At 41.8% G+C, this 24,897-nt stretch carries 24 protein-coding genes and 1 tRNA gene; 21 read left to right on the top strand and 4 right to left on the bottom strand.

All coding sequences use genetic code 11. The features are described 5' to 3' along the window. Position 1 precedes the first annotated feature (1 nt). Entirely contained in the window at positions 2–574 is a 573-nt protein-coding gene (gene lepB / locus MIC7126_RS0104970) for a signal peptidase I (protein WP_017652024.1), read from the bottom strand. A gap of 165 nt (positions 575–739) precedes the next feature. Here lepB and MIC7126_RS30155 point away from each other — a divergent pair, with 165 nt between their 5' ends. The 5 genes from MIC7126_RS30155 (at position 740) to MIC7126_RS0104950 (ending at position 4,832) form a co-directional block, all read left to right on the top strand. Continuing rightward, on the top strand, positions 740–943 hold the full coding sequence (locus MIC7126_RS30155; protein WP_154655830.1) for a hypothetical protein: 204 nt from the start codon (positions 740–742) through the stop codon (positions 941–943). 16 nt (positions 944–959) lie between these two features. Then, positions 960–1,451, top strand: a complete 492-nt coding sequence (gene bcp / locus MIC7126_RS0104965; protein ID WP_017652023.1) for a thioredoxin-dependent thiol peroxidase — start codon at positions 960–962, stop codon at positions 1,449–1,451. Between the two features lie 114 nt (positions 1,452–1,565). Further along, entirely contained in the window at positions 1,566–2,933 is a 1,368-nt protein-coding gene (locus MIC7126_RS0104960) for a protein kinase domain-containing protein (RefSeq protein WP_017652022.1), read from the top strand. Between the two features lie 103 nt (positions 2,934–3,036). Continuing rightward, a complete protein-coding gene (locus tag MIC7126_RS0104955; protein ID WP_017652021.1) occupies positions 3,037–3,663 on the top strand; it encodes a type I restriction endonuclease in 627 nt (208 codons plus the stop codon). A gap of 2 nt (positions 3,664–3,665) precedes the next feature. Continuing rightward, a complete protein-coding gene (locus MIC7126_RS0104950) occupies positions 3,666–4,832 on the top strand; it encodes a cysteine desulfurase family protein (protein WP_017652020.1) in 1,167 nt (388 codons plus the stop codon). Positions 4,833–4,895: 63 nt separating this feature from the next. Here MIC7126_RS0104950 and MIC7126_RS0104945 read toward each other — a convergent pair. Then, positions 4,896–4,967: transfer RNA gene (locus MIC7126_RS0104945), tRNA-Thr, on the bottom strand. A gap of 204 nt (positions 4,968–5,171) precedes the next feature. Here MIC7126_RS0104945 and argF point away from each other — a divergent pair. The 7 genes from argF (at position 5,172) to MIC7126_RS0104910 (ending at position 12,079) form a co-directional block, all read left to right on the top strand. Continuing rightward, positions 5,172–6,092 carry an ornithine carbamoyltransferase gene (argF, locus tag MIC7126_RS0104940; protein WP_017652018.1) on the top strand — a complete coding sequence of 307 codons (921 nt, stop codon included), beginning with the start codon at positions 5,172–5,174 and terminating at the stop codon, positions 6,090–6,092. A 148-nt stretch (positions 6,093–6,240) separates the two neighbouring features. Continuing rightward, a complete protein-coding gene (lexA, locus tag MIC7126_RS0104935) occupies positions 6,241–6,846 on the top strand; it encodes a transcriptional repressor LexA (RefSeq protein ID WP_017652017.1) in 606 nt (201 codons plus the stop codon). A gap of 99 nt (positions 6,847–6,945) precedes the next feature. Beyond that, a complete protein-coding gene (locus MIC7126_RS0104930; RefSeq protein WP_017652016.1) occupies positions 6,946–8,418 on the top strand; it encodes a DNA phosphorothioation system restriction enzyme in 1,473 nt (490 codons plus the stop codon). 322 nt (positions 8,419–8,740) lie between these two features. Then, positions 8,741–8,914: a hypothetical protein gene (locus MIC7126_RS31165; protein ID WP_017652015.1), complete on the top strand. Its 174-nt coding sequence runs from the start codon at positions 8,741–8,743 to the stop codon at positions 8,912–8,914. Continuing rightward, positions 8,911–10,983 carry an AAA family ATPase gene (locus MIC7126_RS0104920; protein WP_017652014.1) on the top strand — a complete coding sequence of 691 codons (2,073 nt, stop codon included), beginning with the start codon at positions 8,911–8,913 and terminating at the stop codon, positions 10,981–10,983. Before MIC7126_RS31165 ends, MIC7126_RS0104920 begins: the two co-directional genes overlap by 4 nt. 11 nt (positions 10,984–10,994) lie before the next feature. Beyond that, positions 10,995–11,579, top strand: a complete 585-nt coding sequence (locus MIC7126_RS0104915; protein WP_026100043.1) for a Uma2 family endonuclease — start codon at positions 10,995–10,997, stop codon at positions 11,577–11,579. 26 nt (positions 11,580–11,605) lie between these two features. Continuing rightward, positions 11,606–12,079, top strand: coding sequence for a DNA phosphorothioation-associated protein 4 (locus MIC7126_RS0104910; RefSeq protein ID WP_017652012.1), 474 nt, complete (start codon positions 11,606–11,608; stop codon positions 12,077–12,079). Positions 12,080–12,299: 220 nt separating this feature from the next. On the opposite strand, the gene MIC7126_RS0104905 is transcribed toward MIC7126_RS0104910, so the two are convergent. Further along, positions 12,300–13,901, bottom strand: coding sequence for a DGQHR domain-containing protein (locus MIC7126_RS0104905; RefSeq protein ID WP_017652011.1), 1,602 nt, complete (start codon positions 13,899–13,901; stop codon positions 12,300–12,302). 153 nt (positions 13,902–14,054) lie between these two features. Here MIC7126_RS0104905 and dndC point away from each other — a divergent pair, with 153 nt between their 5' ends. From dndC to MIC7126_RS0104860, 9 genes are all read left to right on the top strand, one after another. Beyond that, a complete protein-coding gene (gene dndC / locus MIC7126_RS0104900) occupies positions 14,055–15,668 on the top strand; it encodes a DNA phosphorothioation system sulfurtransferase DndC (protein WP_017652010.1) in 1,614 nt (537 codons plus the stop codon). 10 nt (positions 15,669–15,678) lie between these two features. Next, the gene (gene dndD / locus MIC7126_RS0104895) at positions 15,679–17,664 is read left to right on the top strand and encodes a DNA sulfur modification protein DndD (RefSeq protein ID WP_017652009.1); all 1,986 of its coding nucleotides are present in this window, start codon (positions 15,679–15,681) and stop codon (positions 17,662–17,664) included. Positions 17,665–17,701: 37 nt separating this feature from the next. Continuing rightward, on the top strand, positions 17,702–18,088 hold the full coding sequence (gene dndE, locus MIC7126_RS0104890) for a DNA sulfur modification protein DndE (protein ID WP_017652008.1): 387 nt from the start codon (positions 17,702–17,704) through the stop codon (positions 18,086–18,088). Between the two features lie 476 nt (positions 18,089–18,564). Further along, complete coding sequence (locus tag MIC7126_RS0104885) at positions 18,565–19,854, top strand: AmpG family muropeptide MFS transporter (protein ID WP_017652007.1); 1,290 nt, start codon at positions 18,565–18,567, stop codon at positions 19,852–19,854. Continuing rightward, complete coding sequence (locus tag MIC7126_RS0104880) at positions 19,839–20,240, top strand: hypothetical protein (RefSeq protein ID WP_017652006.1); 402 nt, start codon at positions 19,839–19,841, stop codon at positions 20,238–20,240. Before MIC7126_RS0104885 ends, MIC7126_RS0104880 begins: the two co-directional genes overlap by 16 nt. A gap of 81 nt (positions 20,241–20,321) precedes the next feature. Further along, positions 20,322–20,471, top strand: a complete 150-nt coding sequence (locus MIC7126_RS31160) for a hypothetical protein (protein ID WP_017652005.1) — start codon at positions 20,322–20,324, stop codon at positions 20,469–20,471. A 21-nt stretch (positions 20,472–20,492) separates the two neighbouring features. Then, entirely contained in the window at positions 20,493–20,981 is a 489-nt protein-coding gene (locus tag MIC7126_RS0104870) for a GNAT family N-acetyltransferase (RefSeq protein WP_017652004.1), read from the top strand. 57 nt (positions 20,982–21,038) lie between these two features. Next, positions 21,039–21,797: a HEAT repeat domain-containing protein gene (locus MIC7126_RS0104865; protein ID WP_017652003.1), complete on the top strand. Its 759-nt coding sequence runs from the start codon at positions 21,039–21,041 to the stop codon at positions 21,795–21,797. 341 nt (positions 21,798–22,138) lie between these two features. After that, positions 22,139–23,161 carry a tetratricopeptide repeat protein gene (locus MIC7126_RS0104860; RefSeq protein ID WP_017652002.1) on the top strand — a complete coding sequence of 341 codons (1,023 nt, stop codon included), beginning with the start codon at positions 22,139–22,141 and terminating at the stop codon, positions 23,159–23,161. Positions 23,162–23,217: 56 nt separating this feature from the next. Here the strand turns inward: MIC7126_RS0104860 and murJ are convergent, their stop codons facing one another. Further along, complete coding sequence (gene murJ, locus MIC7126_RS0104855) at positions 23,218–24,822, bottom strand: murein biosynthesis integral membrane protein MurJ (RefSeq protein ID WP_017652001.1); 1,605 nt, start codon at positions 24,820–24,822, stop codon at positions 23,218–23,220. Positions 24,823–24,897 lie beyond the last annotated feature (75 nt).

Raw genomic sequence — 24,897 nt, 5'->3', positions numbered from 1 at the left:
TTTAAATAAACCCAATTCTATCAAGAGGCCAAAAGCGAAATGTCGCACGACCAATGATATGTTTTCTAGGTAAAAAACCCCAGTAACGAGAGTCATTACTATCGTTGCGGTTATCTCCCATGACAAAAAACTCATCTTCAGGGACTTTCACGGGCGGATAAGGATTATTTGGTGGTTCAGCAATGTAGTTTTCTTTTAATGCTTGACCATTGAGATAAACTTTGCCATTACTAACATTAATTACTTCCCCTGGTTCACCAATCACTCGTTTAATAAAAGCTTGGTCTTGAGGATATCCCCGACGCTGTAATTCTGCAGGAGGCTGGAAAACAATAATATCTCCAGTTGTGGGGGGATGAAAACGGTAAGAGATTTTTTCCACTACTAAGCGATCGCCTGTGTGTAAAGTGGGTACCATCGATTCAGAAGGGATGTAGCGCGGTTCAGCAATAAAAGTCCGGATCAAAAATGCTAAACATAAAGCGATCGCCACCAGAATTAAATTTTCTCGCCAACTGCGCCATACTTTCGACGATGCAGAAGTTGCTTTCAGGTCACTTTCGTGAGGAGTCATAGAGATTTTTAGCCAGTTAACAAAGTGGAACAAATGCCTTGAGAATTTTGGCACTCAAGCTATACTTGTAAGCAAGTTAGGTTCAACACTAACCTACACAAATATCAATCATACGGCTATCGCATCTACCAATTATAGGCAAAAGTTGAAAGAATCAAGCATGGCTTGTCTGAAGACGGTGCACGCTTGAGATTTGGTTTTCAGACAAGGCTTTGTCAGTTTCTTAACTCCAATGCCGCATTAAAAAATCATCACCGACTGGTAGCGCGATACAGCCAGTCGGTTTTTTATGGCTGTGGGGAACACAGAATGATGAATTACACTCCGAGCGATCGCCTAATCTGGGTAAAATTTGAGAGCGATCGCTAACCTAAAAATCTCTTTCATGAGCAACATTCCCCAAGCTGGACAAACAGCACCTAATTTTTCTACTCCTGACCACAACGGAAATCCTCTGAGCTTGAGTGATTTCCGCCAAGAGTGGGTGATTCTCTATTTTTACCCCAAAGATGACACCCCAGGTTGTACCACCGAAGCAAAAGACTTTAGCGAGTTATATCCACAATTCAACGAACTAAAAGCAAAAATCTTAGGTGTGAGTCCAGACTCTGGTAAATCCCATTGCAAATTTATCAGCAAACATAACTTATCAATCACTCTCTTAAGCGATCCAGAACATACACTTACAGAGGCTTATGGTGCTTGGCGATTAAAAAAATTCATGGGGAAAGAATATATGGGTGTTGCTCGGTCAACTTTTCTGATTTCACCTGATGGCATAATTGCTTACACTTGGCCGAATGTCAAAGCCAAAGGTCATGCTCAACAAGTCTTAACTAAACTACAAGAATTAGTAGCCACATCAACTAATTCATAATTCGCACAAATACAGTTCTGGCTGACTCTCGAAGAGGATTTTTAATACAAACTTCATTAGTCAAATACAACACTAACGTTAAACTATGAGATAAATATTTTACTTTCTAAAGCAATGAGCTTGTGCATAAATCCTCTTTGTTCCCAGCCCAAAAATCCTGACAACATCCTGTTTTGTCAAGCTTGTGGCTCAGAATTACTATTGGAAGGTCGTTATCGAGCCATGCAAACACTAGGTGAAGGCGGCTTTGGTAAAACTTATGAAGTCACAGACGCCCGCAACAACACCCTAAAAGTCCTCAAAATACTGATTAATAATCAACAAAAAGCAGTTGAATTATTTCAACGAGAAGCAGAAGTTTTGAGCTTTTTAAATCATCCAGGAATCCCCAAAGTGGAAGCGAATGCTTACTTTGTCTATTTTCCTCGAAATCAAGCAGAGCCGCTACACTGCTTGGTGATGGAGAAGATTGAAGGACTAGATTTACAAGAATATATTAGACAACGCCAGCATCGCCCCATAGATCAAAAATTGGCTATTCAATGGTTAACAGAAATAGTCAATATTCTGCAACAAGTACATAGCCAAAACTTTTTTCACCGCGATATCAAACCTTCTAATATCATGCTCAGAGCCACAGGAGGTTTAGCATTAATTGATTTTGGTACAGCGCGACAAGTTTCTGGAACTTATATGGTTAAACAGCCCCAAGGTCAGGTAACAGGAATTATTTCCGTCGGTTATACTCCCCAAGAGCAATTGAATGGACAAGCAATACCACAATCTGATTTTTTTGCCTTGGGACGGACATTTGTTTATTTACTCACCGGCAAAGAACCCAATGATTCAGCAATTTATAACTCATATACTGATGAAATAACTTGGCGCAACTACGCTCCACAAATTTCGCCACCGCTTGCAGATTTAATTGACCAAATGATGGCACGGTTCGCTGGTAACAGACCAATAAATACTCAAGCCATTTTACAGCAATTGTCAGCAATTGATCGCCCTACTCCTTTATATCAACAACCTCTTAGTGTTTCTCAAAATCAACAATTAGCAATTCATGAGTATGCAGGTTTTTGGACGAGAGTTTTAGCAGCCTTCATTGATGGCATTATTTTATATATTGTTGTGGCGCTCATTGGCTTTGTTTTTGGGTTTATTTATGCTGCAGTTTTACAAACTGCTCAGGGAGTTGAAGGTATTGCTGCTATTTTAGGAGTCATCATCGGCTGGCTTTATTATGCTTTGATGGAGAGTTCAGAGCAACAGGCTACTCTTGGTAAGCAAGCTTTGGGGATTATTGTGACTGACATAGATGGTAAAAAAATATCTTTTGGTAGGGCGACAGGTAGACATGTTGCTAAATGGATTTCTGCCATTATTTTACTGATTGGCTATATATCGGCAGCATTTACTGAAAAAAAGCAAGCGTTGCACGATATGATTGCTGGTACTTTAGTAATTAAGAAATAGCCATTTATCAACATTTTTGCCAAAATAATAATTATTTAGGCTGGGTATTTCTCAGCCTATATTTTTTTTATTACAATATATATATGTATCTGGTCAATCGAGTATGGTTCAAGTTATCCAAGCGCAAAATGTCGGACTGGCTGATTTAGAAGCAAGATTTGGTATAGAAGAGACTGACACTGCAAGTTTTTTCACAGAATGGTTAGAAAATCTCCCAGAAATTACAGATTTAGAAAAGCAATATCTAGACAGAGTGAAATCTCATTTTCTACGTTTAGTTAAGCGTCCTCCTTTGCTAGAAGATGCAGTGAAGTTAGTGGTTTTGTCTCCCTTGCTTAGTTTGGCTGGATTCTATGATGAACCTTTCTTTATCAAAAGTGAGCAATCTATAGAAATTTCGGCAGATGATGAAGATGAAATTATTAGAGGTAGAATGGATTTTCTGGTTATTCAAGAACAATTATGGCTTTTAATAATTGAATCAAAAAAATCTAGTTGGTCTCTCTTGGAGGGGATACCTCAAGCGCTGACTTATATGATAGCTAATCCTAATCAGGAGAAACCTATTTTTGGATTAGTCATGAATGGTAGCGACTTTATTTTTCTAAAATTAACTAAAAACTCTAAAATAAAGTATGCATTATCAGATCAATTTACGCTTTTGAAGCGAGAAAATGAATTATATCAAGTCTTGAAAATCTTAAAAAACCTCAGTCAAATTTTGAGCTAATTATGTCTATTCGCCCTATTTATCTTGATAATCACGCTACTACTCCTGTTGATGAACGGGTATTAGCGGCTATGCTGCCTTATTTTACAGAAAATTTTGGAAATCCATCTAGTAATAGTCATGTTTATGGTTGGGAAGCAGCAGCGGCTGTTCAGCAAGCCAGAGAAATTTTAGCAGCAGCAATTAATGCTACACCAGAAGAAATTATTTTTACTAGTGGAGCGACGGAAGCTAATAATTTAGCGATTAAAGGTGTGGCTGAAGCTTATTTTTCCCAAGGACAACATATAATTACACTGGCAACTGAGCATAAAGCAGTTTTAGACCCTTACCAATATTTAAAAACTCTTGGCTTTGCAGTGACAATTTTGCCGGTGCAAAAAGATGGATTAATTGATTTAACCGAGTTGGAAAAAGCTTTTCGTCCTGATACAATTTTGGTGTCGGTGATGGCGGCAAATAACGAAATTGGCGTATTGCAACCATTAACAGAAATTGGGGAAATGTGCCGCGATCGCCAGATAATTTTTCATACAGATGCAGCTCAAGCTATTGGTAAAATTCCCTTGGATGTGCAAGCATCGCAGATCAATTTAATGTCGCTGACAGCACATAAAGTCTACGGGCCCAAAGGAATCGGGGCGCTATATGTGCAAAGGCGTAACCCCAGAGTGCAACTGGCTCCCCAGCAACACGGGGGGGGACACGAACGGGGAATGCGTAGTGGTACTTTATATACACCGCAGATTGTCGGTTTCAGTAAAGCTGTGGAAATCGCTTTAGCTGAACAAGCCACCGAAACCCAACGCCTGACACAACTTAGGCAAAGATTATGGGAATCACTCTCACATCTGCAAGGAATTCACCTCAACGGACATCCAACACAGCGACTAGCGGGAAATTTAAATATCAGCGTCGAGGGGGTAGATGGAGCAGCGCTTTCTTTGGGGTTACAGCCGGTAGCAGCGGTGTCTTCCGGTTCTGCTTGTACATCCACAACGATTGCACCAACTCATGTATTGATGGCGTTGGGACACGCAGAGCAGTTGGCTTATGCATCTGTGCGGTTTGGTATTGGACGGTTTAATACCTTAGCAGAGATGGATATTGTGGCGAAACATGCGATCGCTACCATTGAGAGTTTACGTCAGCAGTTTTCCTATCTCTGATTTTGGCAGGAGAAGAATCAGCATGTGTACTGTAATTACAGCCTCCGATGGGGTTTTATCTAAAGCCAGCAGTCGGATTTGAACCGACGACCTTCCGATTACAAGTCGGATGCACTACCACTGTGCTATGCTGGCAGGTCGAGGTTGCAAATTGCAAACCCGTTTCTTATTGTACCATAAATAATTTACTTGTCTAGCATCAAAAACAATTTCGACTTTTTCACAGCTAATTGAGAATCTTGCGCGGGGCAGAAAAATATCTGGTAAATTTTTAAAGTGGTGTTTTTTTGGTAAGGCTGGCTAATCACGAGACATAATCGCCCTTTACAGATCGCAAGCATGGCAGCATTGAACGGTAGAGATTTATTAGGTTTAGCAGACCTCAACCCTACGGAACTGCGAGAACTTTTGGAATTGGCAACTCAACTCAAATCACAACAGTTGCAGTTGCAGTGTCATAAGGTATTGGGATTATTATTTTCCAAAGCTTCCACTCGGACGCGGGTAAGTTTTACAGTCGCAATGTATCAGTTGGGTGGACAGGTGATTGATCTCAATCCTCATGTTACTCAAGTGAGTCGCGGGGAACCTGTACAAGATACAGCGCGGGTGTTGGATCGATATTTAGATATTTTGGCAATTCGCACTTTCGCTCAACAAGAGTTAGAAACTTTTGCTGACTACGCTAAAATCCCAGTTATTAATGCACTGACGGATTTAGAGCATCCTTGTCAGGTGTTAGCTGATTTATTGACAATTCAAGAATGCTTTGGTGAGTTGCAAGGGTTAACTTTGACTTACGTCGGTGATGGTAATAATGTCGCTAATTCTCTGATGTTGGGTTGCGCTTTAGCGGGGATGAATGTCAGAGTCGCTACTCCCAAGGGTTATGAACCAGATACAGCGATTGTTGAACAAGCAAGAGCGATCGCTAACAATCAAACTGAAGTTCTCCTCACCCACGATCCGGAATTAGCCGCGAAAGATTCCACAGTATTATACACCGATGTTTGGGCAAGTATGGGGCAAGAATCAGAAGCAGGCGATCGCCTACCAATTTTCCAACCATACCAAATTTCCCCACAATTATTAAGCCTTGCTGATTCTCAAGCCATAGTTCTACACTGCTTACCAGCCCATCGTGGTGAAGAAATTACCGCAGAAGTAATCGAAGGTTCTCAATCACGAGTTTGGGATCAAGCGGAAAATCGTCTCCACGCGCAAAAAGCATTGCTTGTGAGTATTTTAGGCGCCCAATGAACGATAAACAGTAAAATATCTAAATATCAAAGGCAAAAGAGAATTATCTTTCTTTTGCCTTTAATATTTTTAGTTTTATCTTGCCTATATCTAGTTTTTTGTAGTACTAATGTTCTAAAGAGAGTTGTATTTATTTCCTGGTAAATTTATGGAACGTCTAACAGAAGCTCAAGAAGAATTGTACCAATGGTTAGCAGATTACATTCGCGCTCATCAACATTCACCTTCAATTAGGCAAATGATGCAAGCGATGAATCTCAAATCACCAGCACCAATTCAAAGTCGTTTAGAACATTTACGCACCAAAGGATATATCGAATGGACTGAAGGAAAAGCGCGGACAATTCGGGTGTTGCGTCCTGTGGCGGCTGGGGTACCAATTTTGGGTACAATTGCTGCAGGTGGTTTAATTGAACCTTTCACCGATGCAGTGGATCATTTGGACGTTTCTAATTTAGCCTTACCTCCCCAAACTTATGCTTTACGGGTAGCGGGTGACAGCATGATTGAAGATTTAATTGCTGACGGAGATTTAGTATTTCTGCGTCCCGTTGCGGAACCAGAACATTTAAAAAACGGTACCATCGTCGCTGCGAGAGTTGATGGACATGGTACAACATTAAAGCGTTTTTATCGCAGCGGCGATCGCGTCACTCTCAAACCCGCCAATCGCAAATACAATCCCATTGAAATTAATGCTGTTCAAGTCCAGGTACAGGGTTCTTTAATCGCCGTTTGGCGTGACTACATATAACTGAGTCGGTGAACAGTTATCAGTTATCGGTTAGCAATCTGTTAACTGATAACTGTCTCTTGAGCTATTTTTCATCCTTCATCCTTCATCCTTCAGTTTATGTACCTGACCCGAAATTCAGTGCAGCAACTACCCACCTTCCGATTGCATCTACCATTATTAAGGGAAGGTAAGGGTAGTTATCACGTTCAGCAACCATTCCCAGGATGTCCAAAAATTCCCTCATCTGTTATCTTGCGCCCATATCAGCGACAAGCTATTCATAACTGGTTTGCTAACAATGGCAGAGGGACATTAAAAATGGCTACTGGTAGTGGGAAGACGATCACAGCATTAGCGATCGCTTGTGAATTATACCAGCAGATTAACTTACAAGTTTTATTAGTCGTCTGTCCCTATCGTCATCTTGTCACTCAATGGGCGCGAGAATGTGAAAAATTTAATTTACAGCCCATTTTAGCCTTCGAGAATTTACGGAATTGGCAGAGTCAGCTTTCGAGCCAAATTTATAATCTGCGTTCTGGTGCTCAAAAGTTTGTCACAGTAATTACTACCAACTCTACTTTAGTAGGAGATGGCTTGCAATCTCAACTCAAATATTTTCCCGACAAAACTTTAATTATTGGTGACGAAGCCCATAATTTAGGCGCGCCCAAATTAGAAGAAAGCCTACCTCGTCGCGTGGGGTTGCGATTAGCTTTGTCCGCAACACCAGAAAGATATTTTGACGACGATGGTACTCAATCTTTGTTTGATTATTTCGGCCCTGTGCTGCAGCCAGAATTTAGATTGCGGGATGCGATCGCTCAAGGCGCTTTAGTACACTATTTATATCATCCTGTTTTAGTGGAATTAACAGAAGCCGAAAGCATTGCTTATTTAAAATTAACTAAAAGAATTGGACGAGCGCTACTATATCAGGAACGAGAAAATGGTGATTTAGAAAATCATGAAGATTTAAAACCATTATTGATGCAACGAGCGCGGTTAATTGGCACTGCACAGAACAAATTAACCGCTTTGCGAGAATTAATGACAACTCGCCATCAAACCACCCATACTCTTTTTTATTGCAGTGATGGTTCCCAAGAAGAAAGACAACGTTCATCTAGTCGCCAACTCCAAGCCGTAGCAAAAATTCTCGGTGTAGAACTGGGTTTAAGAATCAGCACCTACACCGCCCAAACTCCCCTCAATCAACGAGAAATCTTACGGCGTCAATTTGAAAGTGGAGAATTGCAAGGTTTAGTAGCCATTCGCTGTTTAGATGAAGGTGTCGATATCCCCGCCATTCAAACAGCAGTAATTCTCGCCAGTTCCGGAAACCCCCGCCAATTTATTCAGCGTCGGGGAAGAGTTTTGCGTCCCCACCCCGGAAAAGAACGCGCCACCATTTTCGACATGATTGTCCTCCCACCAGATTTAGATAGAAACGCACTAGAAATTGAGCGCAACCTCCTCAAAAAAGAATTGCGCCGCTTCGTCGAATTTGCCGATTTAGCTGACAACGCTGGAGAAGCAAGAATAAAATTACTCGATTTGCAAAAACGATATGGACTATTAGATATATGAACCAAAATATTTAGTTTTTTTTGTAAAAATTTTTGTAATTTAGAGGAACCGGGGACAATAGTATGAGATTATTAAAGAGTATTGATCATAATAGAGTGTAAGCAAAATTTTTAACGCAAGCTACACTCGATTATAAAGAATTTCACCTAACAATAATAGTATCAGATATCGCCCTAAAAATAAACAAATTTTTTCAAAATAAATTTAAAGATATCTAGGAAGAATTAGTAGAAAAACAAGATAGTGATAATCATGGTAGTAAAAGAGCGATCGCCAGAGTAAATCCGGATAAAATAGAGAAAAAATCTCTTAAAAACCGATAATGTCAGCAGAGTCAAATATTGATGATGTGCAAGAGCCGATTATTAGCGCTCCACCGGAAGTAAAACAGATAATCGAGCGGGTATGGAAGCTAGAAAAAAATCGACTAGATAGGAAAATCAACAGCCATATCAACGAAGAGATATTAGATATCGTCAAGGAAGAGGTGCGATGAAGCTAACCTCAATTAAACTGTGCAATTTTCGCTCTTTTTACGGTGCGACACCAGAGATGAGTCTAGCCTGGGGAGATATCCAGAACACAACAATTATTCATGGTAATAATGGTGCGGGAAAAACCAGTCTATTGAATGCATTTACCTGGGTATTATATGAAAAATTTACAGCAGCCTTTGCCTCAATTGAACAACTAGTTAATAAAAGAGCGATCGCCGAAGCAAAAATCGGACAAACTGTAGAATGTTGGGTAGAAATTGGCTGGGAACATGAAAGTAATCGTTATCGAGTAAAACGCACCTGTCGAGTTTATAAAAATGATCATGACCTCGAACCGGGGAAAACGCAATTAACCATGTGGGTAGGTGGAGATGACGGTAAATGGCATATCCCCAATCAGCAACCAGAAGACATCATCAATCAAATTTTACCTGCTAGCTTACATCAATATTTCTTTTTTGACGGCGAACGCATCGAAGCGATCGTTCGTTCGGATAAAAAAACCGAAATCGCCGAAGCCACAAAAATTTTCTTGGGCGTAGAAGTCATCAACCGTTCCATCAGACACCTAGGAGAAGCTAAAAAAACCTTAGAGAGCGAACTAAAAGCCATTGGTGACTCAGAAACTAAAAAGCTTTTGCGTCAGCAAGAAAAATTAGACCGAGAAATTGCAACTTATACTCAAAGACAGCAAGAAATTCAACAAGAATTAGCATCTCAACAAACATTAAAAAAAGAAATTAGCAACCGCTTGCGAGAACTCAGCGCCGATCAAGTATTTCAAAAGAGATGGCAAAACTTAGAATCACAGAAAGAAATTAACAAAGCAGAATATCTCAAAACTAAAGACAAACTCAAAAAGATTATTTCCGCGCGGGGTTATACAGTTTTACTAGGGGAAACCACAACCAAATTCAGAGAAATAGTCACAGATTTAAAACAGCGAGGCGAATTAACGTCTGGAATTTCGCGGGAGTTTGTCAATGAATTACTCCAATCCCGACACTGCATTTGTGGAACCGAATTAACCGCAGGTAATCCCTGTCACCAAAACGTACAATCTTGGCTAGATAAAGTAGGTTCTTCCACAATCCAAGAAACAGCAATTCACATCAGTGCTCAAGTAGATGAAATCGATAGACAAGCCATCACCTTTTGGGAAGAAGTAGACACAGAACAAGCCAGAAGCAATCAATTAAGAGAGACAATATCCCAAATTGAGCAGGAATTAGATAGCATTCAAGAACGATTGCGAAAAGATGCTAATGAAGAAATTAGTAGCTTGCAAAAAAGGTTAGATGGAATAGAGGCGAAAATAGATGACTTGAATCGAGAACAGGGTGCAAATCAACAGCAAATATCTCACCTACAAACTGAAACCGAGGTATTAGGGAAACAAATCGCCAAACAGAAATTAAACGAATCACGGCAAATCATCGCACAACGACGCATCAACGCCACCCAAGATGCTGTAGAACGATTAATAGAAGTCAGAAACCGTCAAGAAAAACAATTTCGCCTGCAACTAGAACAGCGAGTACAAGAAATTTTTAGTGAGATTTCCGTCGCTCCATATATTCCCAAAATCAGCGATAAATATGAATTAACCTTGATAGAAAATACAGCAGGAATTGAAGCCCCAGTTGCAGCTTCCACAGGTGAAAATCAAATTCTTAGCTTATCGTTTATTGCCAGTATCATTGACAGAGTGCGGGAATGGAGTGAAAAGCGAAAAATGTTAATGATTCCCGACAGCAGCACCTTTCCTATAGTTATGGATTCACCATTTGGTAGTCTAGATGAAATTTCTCGCCGACGCATCGCGAAAACAATACCCAAATTAGCAAATCAGTTAATTGTGTTAGTGACAAAAACTCAATGGCGAGGTGAAGTTGAAGAAGAAATCGCCGACAGAATTGGTAGAGAATATGTACTTACCTACTATTCTTCCAAGCCAGATTGTGAACAAGACTATATTGAGTTAAGCGGGGAAAGATATCCTTTAGTGAGGCAAAGTCCCAATGAATTTGAATATACTGAAGTTACGGTAATTGAACGTCATGTTTAAAAAATAGAGTTATGGTTGCAAATCCAAACGGAAATTATATGTCTCCCCAAGAATACTGGGAATGGGAAGAACGCCAAGAAATTAAATACGAATATATCAATGGTGAAGTCTTTTCCATGACTGGGGAAATTATCCCCCACACTACTATTGCTCTCAACTTAGCTTCAGCATTAAAAAGTCACCTCCGGGGTGGTTCTTGTCGCGCTTTTATGGCTGATGCAAAAGTAGGAATATCGGAAAATGGGCCTTTTCATTATCCAGATGTTGTGGTGAGTTGTGATGAAAGAGACAAACAAGCGATTAAATTTCTTCAATATCCTTGTTTAATTGTAGAAGTTCTTTCTCCCAGCACTGCAGCTTATGACCGAGGAGAGAAATTTACCCACTATCGCCGCATCAAAACTTTGCGAGAATACGTCATCATTGATGCAGAAAAAATTGGTTTAGATTGTTTTCGATTGAATGACAGAGGATTTTGGGAATTACATCCCTATGAACAAGGAAATGAAGTTAATTTAACCAGTGTTGATTTTCACTTTTCCATATCTTTAGTTTATGAGGATGTGCAGTTGACTCTAGAGCAAATGAATTCGTAATTAAAGTATCATCAAAAAGATTAGATATGGCAGAAACTGGCAGAATTAGGGTTGCGAAAGATAAAGCAGATTTAGTTAAAGCTTTAACCTCTACAGATGGTGGGACAGGGCCTTTTCAAACTTTTGCTGATGTGATCGTCTTCGCTGCTGCGTTGGGTGCGAAGCATAAAAAGCGCGTACCTCTGGGGGAAATTTCTAAAAGGGAACCATCACCAATTAGAATAGAATATTTCGCCTCAATGGGAAATGATATTTTCATAAAATTATTAGCAATTAATGAAACACAAGATATCAAAACACTCTCTCTTCATGAAGAAGAATATGAAAGACAACGCAATCATATTTTTGAAGAGTATGCGAATGGTGGATTGGAAATCTTGCGAAATGAGTTGCGCGGGTCTGTCGATTATGCAGAACGAATTTTGTTATTTCTCAGTTATGAGAGAAATAATACAGAGCAAAAAGATGAGGAATTTGATCTGACCAAATTCCTATCTTGATTTTTATATAGCAGGGAACACTTCGACAAGCTCAGTGCATCGCAGGGAATAGGGTTGAAAGTCGCTGTCTTGAAAAGTGACGCTCCTCTGTTGGAAAATTCTGATTGGAGGAAGTCTCCGTTCAGACTTTCCGCTGCGTCGCTCTTTGAAAAGTTAGTGAGATGGTACAGCCTTTGAGCCACTTTTTGCAAAATCCTTGCATCCAAAAAGTATGACTTTGCTAATTCAAAATTGGTGGAAGTCCCACTGCTTTCGGTTCCACAAAGTTCCCATCAAAACCAATAGTTTGATCTTCCATAGTCCTCGCATCCGCTAAAGCTTTACGCAGTTCAGCACGTTCCATTGGTTCTTGAATTCCACCCAAAATATAAACCAATAATTTCGCCGCTAAATCTCTTCCCGCAACCTGTACCCGCTTCTTATTTGGATCATATAAAACCCCATACCAAAGAGATTGAGGATATTCCATCCCACTAAAACCACCTTGCTGATCAAACTTCCGCAACTTCTTAAAAATATCTGCCAAAGAAAAGCCTTTTTTAAATACTAAAATTCCTAGAGCTTGCGCTAATGCAACTTGAGCAACTGGACGAAAAAGCATATTTCCTTCACCACCGTCTTTCTCAAAACTGAACCGCCGCAAAGCTGGTGTATCCTCATGTTCTAAAATTTGATAACTGGGAAGATTCGCTAAATAATCAAATAGGTTTCTAAATTCTGCAATTCCCTGTTGCAGTTCTTCATCCTCTGGACGCATGGGAATTAGCCCTTTTTCTAAAGGTTTCCAGTGAGGGAATTTTTGACCCAGATATCGCTCAGACATATCTTGCAGCGCTTGCAAGGTCGTTAAAACTGTAGAATTGGCAGCTACTGTTGCACTATTCCAATTCACACGAGGATTGCGCTCTTTTCGTTGTTCTAATAGTGGATGGGTAACGGCAATTTTTCTTGCAGCGATCGCAAAACCATCATCCTCATTCAACTGCGCTAACTGACCTTTTGTCAACGGTGCAGCCATCAAGTTGACGTGAACAAAAATCGATCTCACCCTGCGTCTGGCTTGAGTGCGAGTTTCCCCAGCCGCAACCGCACAAATAAACTCGATCCCGATTTTTTCCTGGGGTAAATTTTGCAGATAAGCCAGGTCTACTTGATACTTGTCTATCAAATCATTGACTGTAATAAAACTCTCATCAGCAACTTTCTCTTTTTTATAACGTTGGAGTTTGTGAGTTTTAATTAACTCCATCAATCCCTGTACACCCATCAACCGATGTTGACCATCCAATGCATAAATGGTGACATCAGCTTCAGAAATATTCAACAGACCAACTTTACCATCTTGATCAAGAGGAACAAAATCAGTGGTAGACTTAGTGGCGCGTCCTTCCCCATCCCACTCAGTCGCTTGGGGATTATCCACCCACGGTTGATTAATTACTACCAGCACCGGCGGGAATTTATGATTTTGTCGCGCTGCTAAATACTGTACCAACGGTGCTTGACGTGACCAATCCAAAGGACGTTGCTGAATTTCGTCAATGCTATCTGCGTCAATCTCGATATTATCAGTCGCTGAATTATACTTCTTGTCAAACAGAGGTAAACCAGAGGCGAATTTAACCCGACCTGCGAACCATTCTAAAGTCACAGAACCAACATAAGCCTCAGTAGATCCCATCTCTGTTTTTTGAACGAGAATCTGGTCTTTTCTCCCCAAAAACTTCTCCAAGAGCAAAGCGAGAACTTGTTGTTCCGTGTCTTCTCGGTTTATGTACTCTTGAGCGATTTCCGCAGTTCGGTCAGATGTTGTGTCTTTCATACCAAATAATTTTACCAATGTGATTTGTGTTGCGGATTGACAGAGTTTGATGTTTTTTAAAAACTTGCCTCTGAGTCTGTACAATACAAGGGCTACCCTGAGACTAGTTTCAACAAGGGTGAAGAAAAACCATGTTTCAGTAAAGGAAGGACAATGGCTACAGCACAACAACCAGAAAACAAGGGTCAGCGATCGCGTACTGTAGCAGATTTAGTAGCAGATATCCAAGCGCTCACTACTGAAATTCAACAACTATACTGTCTCGATGACATCCCTTGGGTGGTGGGTTACTCAGGAGGAAAAGATAGTACTGCGACTTTACAGCTGGTGTGGAATGCGATCGCCGCACTTCCACCATCCCAGCGAACGAAAACAATATACGTGATCACCACAGACACACTTGTCGAAAATCCCATCGTTGCTGCTTGGGTACGCAATTCGCTCAAACAGATGAAATCTCAAACTCAAGAGCAAAAATTACCATTTGAACCCCATTTGCTACAACCAGATTTTAAAGAAACATTTTGGGTAGGTTTGATTGGTAAAGGTTATCCAGCACCAAAAGGAAAATTTCGCTGGTGTACAGAACGACTGAAAATCAACCCCTCGAATCGGTTTATTCGAGATGTCATTCGAGCTAGTGGAGAAGCGATCGTCGTTTTGGGGACTCGCAAAGCCGAAAGCACAAAACGCGCTAACAGAATGAAAAAATTAGAAATTTTTAGAGTGCGCGATCGCCTTAGTCCCAACATGAATTTACCTAACTCCCTAGTTTACAGCCCCATTGAAGACTGGGAAAATGATGAAGTCTGGATTTATCTAATGCAGTGGAAAAACCCTTGGGGGTACAGCAATCAAGATTTATTTACTATGTACAGAGGTGCTTCTGCAGATAATGAGTGTCCCTTAGTTGTTGACACCACCACTCCTAGCTGCGGTAGTTCTCGGTTTGGTTGCTGGGTCTGTACATTAGTTAGTCAAGATAAATCATTGGCGGCTATGATTCAGAATGACGAAGAAAAAGAGTGGATGCAACCTCTACTTGATTTTCGTAAAGAATTAGATGCTGAAGAAACCCGTGATAAAAGAGATTTTCGCCGGAGAAATGGTGATGTCCAACTATACGAACGTAACTTAGAAGATAGAACATCTATTGAACCTATTCCTGGCCCGTTTATTAAAGAAGCGCGAGAAGATTGGCTCAGAAAGTTACTGACAGTTGAAAAACAACTTCGTCAAAAAGCACCAGAAAACATGCGAGATATAACCTTACTAACTCTAGAAGAAATGAGCGAAATTCGCCGCATTTGGTTAGAAGAACGCCACGAATTTGACGACAGCTTACCTAGGATTTATCAAGAAGTAACGGGCGTTGAATTTCAAGACCCCCGTCCCGGTGCTGACTATAGCCTATTAGGTCGTGATGAATGGATAGTATTAGAAGAAATTTGCCAAGGCGATGCAATGCACTTAGAATTGATGGCAAAATTATTAGACACAGAACGCCAGTATCGCAAAAAAACTCGCCGTGTAGGAATATATGACAGCCTAGAAAAATGTTTTCATACAAGTTCCCGCTCTCCAGAAGAAGCAATTAAAAATGCTCGCCTCAAACGTGAATTAAGCGAAGCCGTCAATCAAGGTGATGTCGCCAAAGTCAAGCAAATGACCTTAGGTGACGTCACACCAATAATAGATGAAAATAAAAGCGAAACTGAGCAAAAAGTAACTTGGGCAAAAATGAAATTTGCTCAAGAAAATTCATAATCATAAAATAATGATATTTCTGGAACTTATATTACAGAACTTTGGCCCTTACCGAGGAAAACAGGTAATCAATCTTAACCCAAAAATTGACGAAGAAAATTCGCATCCAATTGTCCTCTTGGGTGGGATGAATGGTGGTGGAAAAACCACCCTCATGGATGCAATTCGCCTCGCTCTTTATGGACAACGTGCTCAATGTTCCACCCGTGGTAATTTAAGTTATAGCGATTTTCTCAATCAATGCGTTAACTCTCAAATAGACCCAGTTCAAGATACTCGAATTGAATTACTTTTTGAACACATCGAAAATGACAAGCCAATCAAATACCGTGTTGTGCGTAGTTGGACAAAAAATCCCAAAGATAATAAAGATACATTAGGCATTTTAGGCGACAGTGACACCTGGCCTGATGCTTTAGTGAATATCTGGGATGAATATATAGAAAATATCCTACCATTAGGGATTTCAAATTTATTTCTATTTGATGGAGAACAAGTTAAAGAACTCGCAGAACAGGAAACACCACCACCAATAGTAGTTGAAGCTATTCGCGGACTTTTAGGACTAGAATTAGCAGACCGTTTAGCAGTTGATTTAGATATTTTAGTTAACCGTAAACTTAAAGAAGTTAGTAATAACAAAGATTTAGCGAACATAGAAGAAATTGAAACTAGATTAACTCAACAGCAAGAAGATTATCAAACCACAATCGAGAAATTAGCAACCATTCAAAACCAGTTAGAAGAATTAGAAACTCGCCAAAACGAAGCTTTTGATAGATTTGTGTCTGAAGGGGGGAAAATTGCAGCCGAACGCAATCAGCTAGAACTCAAACAGCAAGCGAAAACACAACAAGCAGAACAACTGCGTCAGTCAATGTCTGAATTAGCATCTGGTATTTTACCCCTAGCATTAATTCCTAATTTACTGACTCAGGTACAATCACAAGGAGAAAAAGAATTTCGCTATCAACAAATCCAACTTTCTCAAGATTTGCTACTAGAGCGAGACGAACGCCTACTTAGTTGGCTCAATCAAGAAGATATTTCCCCTCAACAAGTTGCAAAAATTCAAGCATTTCTCCTTCAAGACGCAGATAAATTATATGCAAAAAATATCCAAATAACAGCACCTTGGCTATTAGCTACTGATCAAGCATTAAGCCAACTAGATAATCTGATTTATCACTTACACAACGCCCAAAAACATGCACAACAACAATTAAAAACTCTCGAAAATCAAGAAGAAGAAATTCACAGTCTAGAAAGACAAGTGCAGACAGCAGCATCACCAGAAGATTACACAAAACTGCGTCAAGCATTAGCAACAGCACAAAATCAAGTAGTGGAAGCTAAAGCTAACCACGAAACAACCCGTCGCCAATTAGGGGAATTGGAAACTATTATTAGCAAATCAAAAAAAGAATTAAGCGAATATACCGTAGAAAATATTAAACATAAAAATAGCGAACATATTATTACCTCAGCCGCAAAAGTTCAAGAAACACTGAAGATTTTTAGAGAAAAATTAACCCTGAGAAAACTGAATAAATTAGAAGAAGAAGTAAAAAACTGCTTCCTCTATTTGCTGCACAAAACAGATTTAGTGTATCGCATTGCCATTGATACCAACACTTTTGGGCTTTCACTGTACGATTTAAATGGTAAACCAGTACCCAAACATCGCCTCTCCGCTGGCGAAAAACAACTACTAGCCATCGCTTTTCTCTGGGGACTAGCCAAAGTCTCCGGACGCCGCTTACCAGTAGCCATAGATACACCACTTGGTAGACTCGACTCCTCCCACCGCCATAACCTAGTAGAACGTTACTTCCCATTCGCTAGCCATCAAGTCATTTTACTTTCTACCGACACCGAAATCGGTAAACAAGAAGTAGAAACCTTAAGAGATAATCGAGCCATCGCCCACGAATATCTCCTCAAATACGACTCATCCACTCGGCAAACTACTATAGAAAAGGGATATTTTTGGTAATTTGTGATTTGTTATTTGTGCTCCAATTCTCAAGATTATGGAATCACCAATAGAACGTATTCGCCTTTCCCAAACAGCCAAAGACCAACTACTCAAACTCAGGCGCACCACCAAAATCGACCAATGGAACATCCTCTGTCGCTGGGCGTTTTGTCGTTCCCTCGCCGAACCAACTCCACCCTCGCCCGTACCAATACCCCAAGATAGCAATGTAGAAATGACATGGCATGTCTTTAGTGGTGAAATATCTGATATACTCATTCTCGCCCTCAAACAACGCTGTCACAATGATGGATATCCTCTTGACAAAGAAACTCTTGTAACTCAATTTCGTCTGCATTTGCATCGCGGTATCGGTTACTTAGCAGGCGATCCAAATATCAAGAAAATTGAAGATTTAATTGCACTAACAGTGAAAGATTGAAAGCATATGAGTTAACCGTTAACTGTTAACTCTTCTCTTGAAAAATTGCTCCATCCGCTCTACGAAGAATTTGCTAAACTCACCCAACAGGAACAGCAACTACGACTGCTCGCACATAAAAACAAGTTAGCACTCGTGAAGGTTGGGAAAAATGCCTAGCAGCAAATAAAGTAGAAATCAGAGGTCACACAATCTCTCAAGTTAGGAAAAATTAAAGATAAACAGTTATGCAATGTTCTTATTCGCTGCATAGATAATAGTAACTTGCCAATAAACCATCAACCAAGAGATATTTTTGTTTCTAGCATCACCCAATTAAAACTGTGAGCCAAAAGAAAACAATTTAGTACCTTACCTGTCTAAAATTACCGATAATTTTCCTTTTTAGCTTCTTAGCACTAGCCAAAAATTATTTCGGTAATTTGCCAACTATGGCAAGATAACTGCAATTCATCAAAAGCGAGAAAGTTGAAAACATGAATCCAGTGAGATCGCTGTTACAAGTTTTCGGTAGCCGCAAAATGGCGGCTTTATTATTTTTAGGGTTTTCATCCGGTTTACCATTGCTATTAATCGGAAATACATTAAAAGCTTGGATGACCTTAGAAAAGGTAGATTTGGCAGCTATTGGCTGGTTCAGCCTTGCTAGTTTACCCTACTCCTTGAAGTTTCTCTGGTCGCCGTTCCTCGATAGATTCACTCTGCCATTTCTAGGACGGCGACGGGGTTGGTTAATCCTCATGCAATTGGCTTTGACGGTAGCGATCGCCTTCATGGCTTTTCAACAACCCAAACAAGCCCTACAACTGCTAGCCATTAACGCCATCGTCATCGCCTTTTTCAGTGCGACTCAAGATATCGCTGTAGACGCCTACCGCACCGACATCTTAGACAAACTAGAAATGGGCGCAGGGGCCGCAGTTTTTATCTTGGGTTATCGCCTCGCCCTCCTATTCGCAGGCGCCTTGGCGTTGATACTGGCCGATATTATGCCTTGGTCATCAGTTTATTTGCTCATGTCAGGCACAATGTTACTAGGGATTTTTGCCACCCTCTTCGCACCAGAACCAGCAGGAATTAGCCCCCCCGCCTCCCTAGCCGACGCCGTGATCCTCCCCTTTGGGGAATTCTTCCAGCGTCGTGGAGTCATCTCAGCTTTGTTAATTCTCGTGTTTATTACTCTCTACAAGCTTGGTGATGCCTTATTGAGTAACATGACCACACCATTTTTACTGCAGATCGGATTCACCAAAACCGATATTGGCGCAATTCAGGTAGGAATGGGGTTAATTGCCACCATTGTCGGCGCCTTAGCAGGTGGTTCAATTTTAAGTAAAATAGGCATCAATCGTTCACTCTGGTTATTTGGCATCCTCCAAGCCGTGAGTAATTTTGCTTACTTGTTTCTAGCTTATGCAGGTAAAAACTACCAAGCTATGGTCATCGCCATCAATATAGAACAGTTCTGTGGTGGGTTAGGGACAGCAGCATTTGTAGCCTTTTTGATGAGTTTGTGTAATCAAAAGTTCTCCGCCACTCAATATGCTTTGCTCTCCAGTTTAATGGCCGTCAGCCGCGATCTGCTCGCCGCCCCCGGTGGTGCGATCGCCCAAAGCACAGGTTGGCCCCTATTCTTCCTCATCACCATCCTCGCCGCTATCCCAGGACTACTTTTATTACCAGTGTTTGCTCCTTGGAATCCTCAAATTGCTGACCTACCCAGACCAGGACTTGAAGAAGAAGAGGATGTATGGGGAACCAAGTAGTCTTATTCATCGGCACCTTTATTCTCTTACTTACAGGTTTATTACTCGGCTACGTCCTCTCACAATTAGTTCTGGGATATCTCACCTTTAATCTCCTCACACTTCTCGGCACACTTAGCCTGATTTTAATTTTTGGCACACTCTATTACGTTTTATTTTGGCAATTGCGAAGAGAGCAATCCCGCCCCTTCGAGAGAGGAATCGCCACCCCCATCGAAGAATTTAGTGCCGATAGCTATCTCAAAAACACCCTCATTTCCCGATTAGATGGTGATATCGCCACCGCCGAACGCTTAATAGACCAAGCCAAACAGAACTATCCAGGAATGCCAGAAAATTGGTACTGTGAAAGAGTGCTAGATGACCTAGAACGCGATCGCCGTTAATCCCCGCTAAAATAAATCCAGCAAACTTAACAAATCTTTAGCTAGTCGCTCATCCCAGCTCCTAGCAACCAAAACTTAGATATGGCTATATTTCGTCAGTACATCGCCCCCCTACTCGTCGTCCTCGTCTTCCTCTTCGCCCTAGTCGCAGTCAGCGCCCGCATCTTTCTCCCCGCCGACATGGCAGCACCAGCACCAATTGAAAATGTCACTATCGAAAAAGGCGCATAGGAAAATTACGCATTACCCTCAATGCCGCACAACTTACCACCAGGGTATAGTCTCAGTCTTGGCTCACCAGCAGACCGGGCGTTGTTGCTCAAGTTTATGCAGCAAAGTTATCAAGAAAACTTTCCCCACCAGGACTTTTCCCACCTAGCCCAAACCGTCCAACAATACCTTTCCCCAGACACCCCCTTGTGGTGGGTAGCAGAAGATGGGGAAGCAGAACTCGCCCCCCATCTCCCCATCGCTTGTCTCTGGGTGGGAAACGCCATAGACCAAGTAGAAGGAAGTCGCCACGCCCACATATTTTTGCTTTATGTCACCAGCGGCCATCGACGCCGGGGAATAGGTACAGCCCTGATGCAGCATATAGAAAATTGGGCCCAGCAAAGAGGCGATCGCCAAATCGGCCTACAAGTATTTTCATCCAACTCAGCTGCATTAAATCTTTACAACCAGCTCGGCTATCAAACTCAATCCCTGTGGATGATAAAATCACTGCAGAAGGGATTTTGAATTGTCAATTTAGCGAAGCGGTGATGTGTTAATCCCTCATCGGGATGGAAATAAAATATGTATGACGAATATGACCTAAGCCTACTCGATGTTGAGGAAGAGTTAGAAAGCCCCCTAGATAAAATAGAGCCGCTGAGTGCAGAGTCTGAAGCCGCAAAACCAGACCCAGAAGTCATGCTACGCCTGCTGGAAAATTCAGCAGCCCAGCAACGAATGCTAGCAGCGCGAGCTTTTTGCGACATTGAAGATGCACGCGCCACACCCCATTTAATTCGCCTGTTAACAGATACCTGTCCCCTCGTGCGGGTGAGTGCAGCTTATGGTATCGGACGTAACCCCAGCCCTGAAGCAGTAGAACCCTTAATCACCCAACTCCACCGCGATTGGAACGGCTATGTCCGCAAAGGCGTAGTTTGGGCTTTAGGAAACTGCCGCGATCGCCGTTCCCTCTCACCCCTCGCCGACGCCCTCAAAACCGACATCTCCGCAGTCCGGTTATGGGCAGCTAGCGCCCTAGTGCAGATGGCAGAAGTCAATTACGAAGCCATAGTCGGCGCTATCCCCCCATTAATTGCTGCCCTCGTTCAAGATCCTGTTGCCGCAGTCCGCAGTAACTGCGCTTGGGCAATTGGGCAACTATGCCGCGAACTGCCATCCAATGTAGTATACGCCACAGCCATCGACGCCCTGATTCAATCTTTCGCCGAAGACCAAGATTTGGGAGTGCGAGAAGACGCCAAAGCCTCACTATTAGGAGTGGGCGATCCTCGTGGCTTACAGCTAATAGAAACTCTAGAGCAAGAAGGCTGGTTTTAATCAAAATCTACCCAAAACAGCCCTAAAATAAGATTTATCTAATACCAATTCCTCATGGCTGTCAAACTTTTCACCGCCCACCTTGGCGTTAAAAAAATTTATAGCAATCACCAATTACACAGGCTACACCACAGCTAGCCTCTAGTTCCTAGTTCCTAGCCCCTAACCGTCTGCTACCACTCAAGTTTTTAATCACTATGCGAGTGTAAAAATTACCACAATTTACCTATTTACGTCTTATATCTAAAGGTAGAGAATAATATTTAACTCAAATTTGGGAAACCTTGTCAACAGGTATCCCGAAAAATCTGCCTATTTATTTTTAGTGCCCCAGAGGTGAGATGACGCAACCTTCTAATCAAGTCAAAGAGTGGGAAAAACGTCGAAATGAAGCGAGTCGCTACTATAAACAGGGTAAATTTCAAGAATATCTCAATTTTGCCAGCGAGAATTTACAGTTAGCTAGAGCAATTCCCGACCGAGCCAGAGAAGGTCATACCTTAAACGATATTGGTCTAGCGCACCTTAGTTGCTCCCAACCGCAAAGAGCATTAGAGTGTTTTCATCAAGCCTTAGCGGTAGCTCAAGAACTAGGAAAAGCGCAAGCCCAAGCAACTGCATACAGCAACCTAGGCGCTACCCACAGCCGTTTAGGACAGTTTTCCGTAGCATTGGCATATTTTGAGCAAGCCCTGCAAATCTTCAGAAAACTGCAAGATACTCAAGGCGAAGTTTCTACCCTCAACGATGTGGCACTAGTTTACACAAGTTTGGGAGAACCGAAGCGAGCGTTGTTACTACAACACCAAATTTTGGCAATGCGTCGCGCCATGGGAGATTTTTCCGGTGAAGCGACAACGTTAAACGGCATTGGCTATGCTTACAGCGCCTTGGGTGAATTTGAGCAAGCCTTAGAATTTCTGCAAGCAGCATTGCCAATTCAAAGAGCGGTGAAAAACTTAGTTGGTGAAGCGACTACACTAAATAATATAGCTTCCGTCTACACTGATTTAGGAAAACCCAAAGAAGCGCTACTGCTCCATTATCAAGTATTGTTGACACGTCGAGCCATAGGCGATCGCTCCGGAGAAGCCACAACCTTGAATAACATCGGCTTTACCTACAGCATCTTGTTGAATAACCGACAAGCGCTCAAATCCTATAAACTAGCACTGGAGATTTATCAACAACTCAGTGACTACCCCCAAGAAATTTCCACACTCATTAATATGGGTAGCCTTTACGCTGCAACCAAACGCAAAAGCCTAGCCTTATGGTGCTTTAACAAAGCCAAAAATTTAGGCGAGCAAATCGCATCTCCGCCACTCATTGATAAAGCCCAGCGGTTTATAGATTCGCTATGAAATAACGGTGAGCTACTAAAAGCCTGCACTGTAAGCGAAGCGTCAGTGTAGGTAGTTTACCTCTTCAAAAACCGCTGGCGCATCCGCACCACAAAGCTATTCACCTCAGGTATTTTCATCCACGCCGCCAAAACCCCAAACACAGCAATTCCCACCAAACTAGCAACAGATAACTGAATCAGCAAAATCAATAAACCCGTCTTACCCAACACCTGTTGAGAAGCAATCAATGTCCCATAGCTAGCCACCCCAGCTATGACACTACCCGCAGTTAAACCCATAATCGGTAAACTCCACTCCCGCCAAGGTAAACCATGAAGTTTACGATCCAGCAACCACAACAGCATCAACATCGAACTACAATTGACACCCACCGTTGCTAACACCAAACCAGGAGCACCAAAAGGTTTAACCAAAATCCAATCAAGAGCAGCATTGAGAAAAATATTAAAAGTGCTGATGCGAAAAGGTGTTTGTCCATCACCCAAAGCATAAAACACCCGCACCAAAACATCACGCCCCAAATAAACAAACATGCCGATACCGTAGCAAATTAGCAGGGATGACACCAACTGCGTCGCATCTTGTTTGAAAGCCCCACGCTCATATACTACCTGCACAATCGGTACAGATAATGCCACCATCAGCGCTCCCAGAGGAAGCATGGTAACAGCACTCAGTAGCAATCCCTGACGAATGCGTAATTTCAAATCAGGCCAGTCTTCTGGTTGTGCAAGTCTAGCGAATATTGGTAATAAAGGCAGCAAAATAATATTAGAAATAATACCCAGAGGAGTCTGCACTAACAAATTAGCGTAGTTAAAACCAGCCGCCGCACCAGGAATCGGACTAGCGAAGTAAAGAACAGTGGCAAAATTAATTGGCATCATTCCAGAAGAAATCGTCGCCGGCGTCATGACTTTAATCACTTCTTGGACACTCGGTGATTGAAAATCAAACCGTAGGCGTAATGTGCCCAATCCCAATCGCCACTGCACAATTAACTGTACTAACCATTGGAGAATCGCCCCCGCCAAGGTTCCCCAAGCTAAAACCATCCCACCAATGAAAGCATATTCGGGCTTGATGATGTCTTTACCTAGTTGCAAAGCCATAATAGCAATGCCTACAATCACGGTAATACTAGATAACAGCGGGCTGATGGAGAGTAACCAATATTGATTCGCTGCATTGAGAGTCCCGAAGCCAATGCCAATTAAACCAGAAAATAGAGCCATCGGTGCCATAATCTGGATTTGTTGGATGGCGATCGCTCTGGTTTTTCCATCCAAACCATAACCCACGACATCAACCAATTCATCAGCCAAGAAAATCTGAGCAACTGTTACCAACAGCAGCACTCCCCCCACCAGCGTTGTCACGGTTTCTACCAAAGGCGCCGCTTCTTCTCGTCGGCGTTTGGCTAAAACGCTAACAACCGCGCTGTGTAAAGGCCCATTCACTCCACCGAGTAATATTAAGAGAAAACCAGGAATCACATAAGCATAACTATAAGCAGTCGCCGCCGCACCCACACCAAAAGCTGCAGCGATCGCCAACTGGCGCACCAATCCCACAACTTTACTAATTAATGTCGCTATAGCAACAATGCCAGCAATACCTGCAAAAGATTGAGAAGATTTTTCGTCTTTTTGTGTCACGAATAATACCCGACGACTGTCTGAAAAATCGAGGCTAGACCGTAGCAATTATCAACATTTAAAGGTTTAAAAGTC

This window comes from Fortiea contorta PCC 7126, from assembly GCF_000332295.1.
GTDB classification, from domain to species: domain Bacteria; phylum Cyanobacteriota; class Cyanobacteriia; order Cyanobacteriales; family Nostocaceae; genus Fortiea; species Fortiea contorta.
Note: the sequence above shows the minus strand (reverse complement) of the source record. Positions and strands in the feature narration are given on the sequence as shown.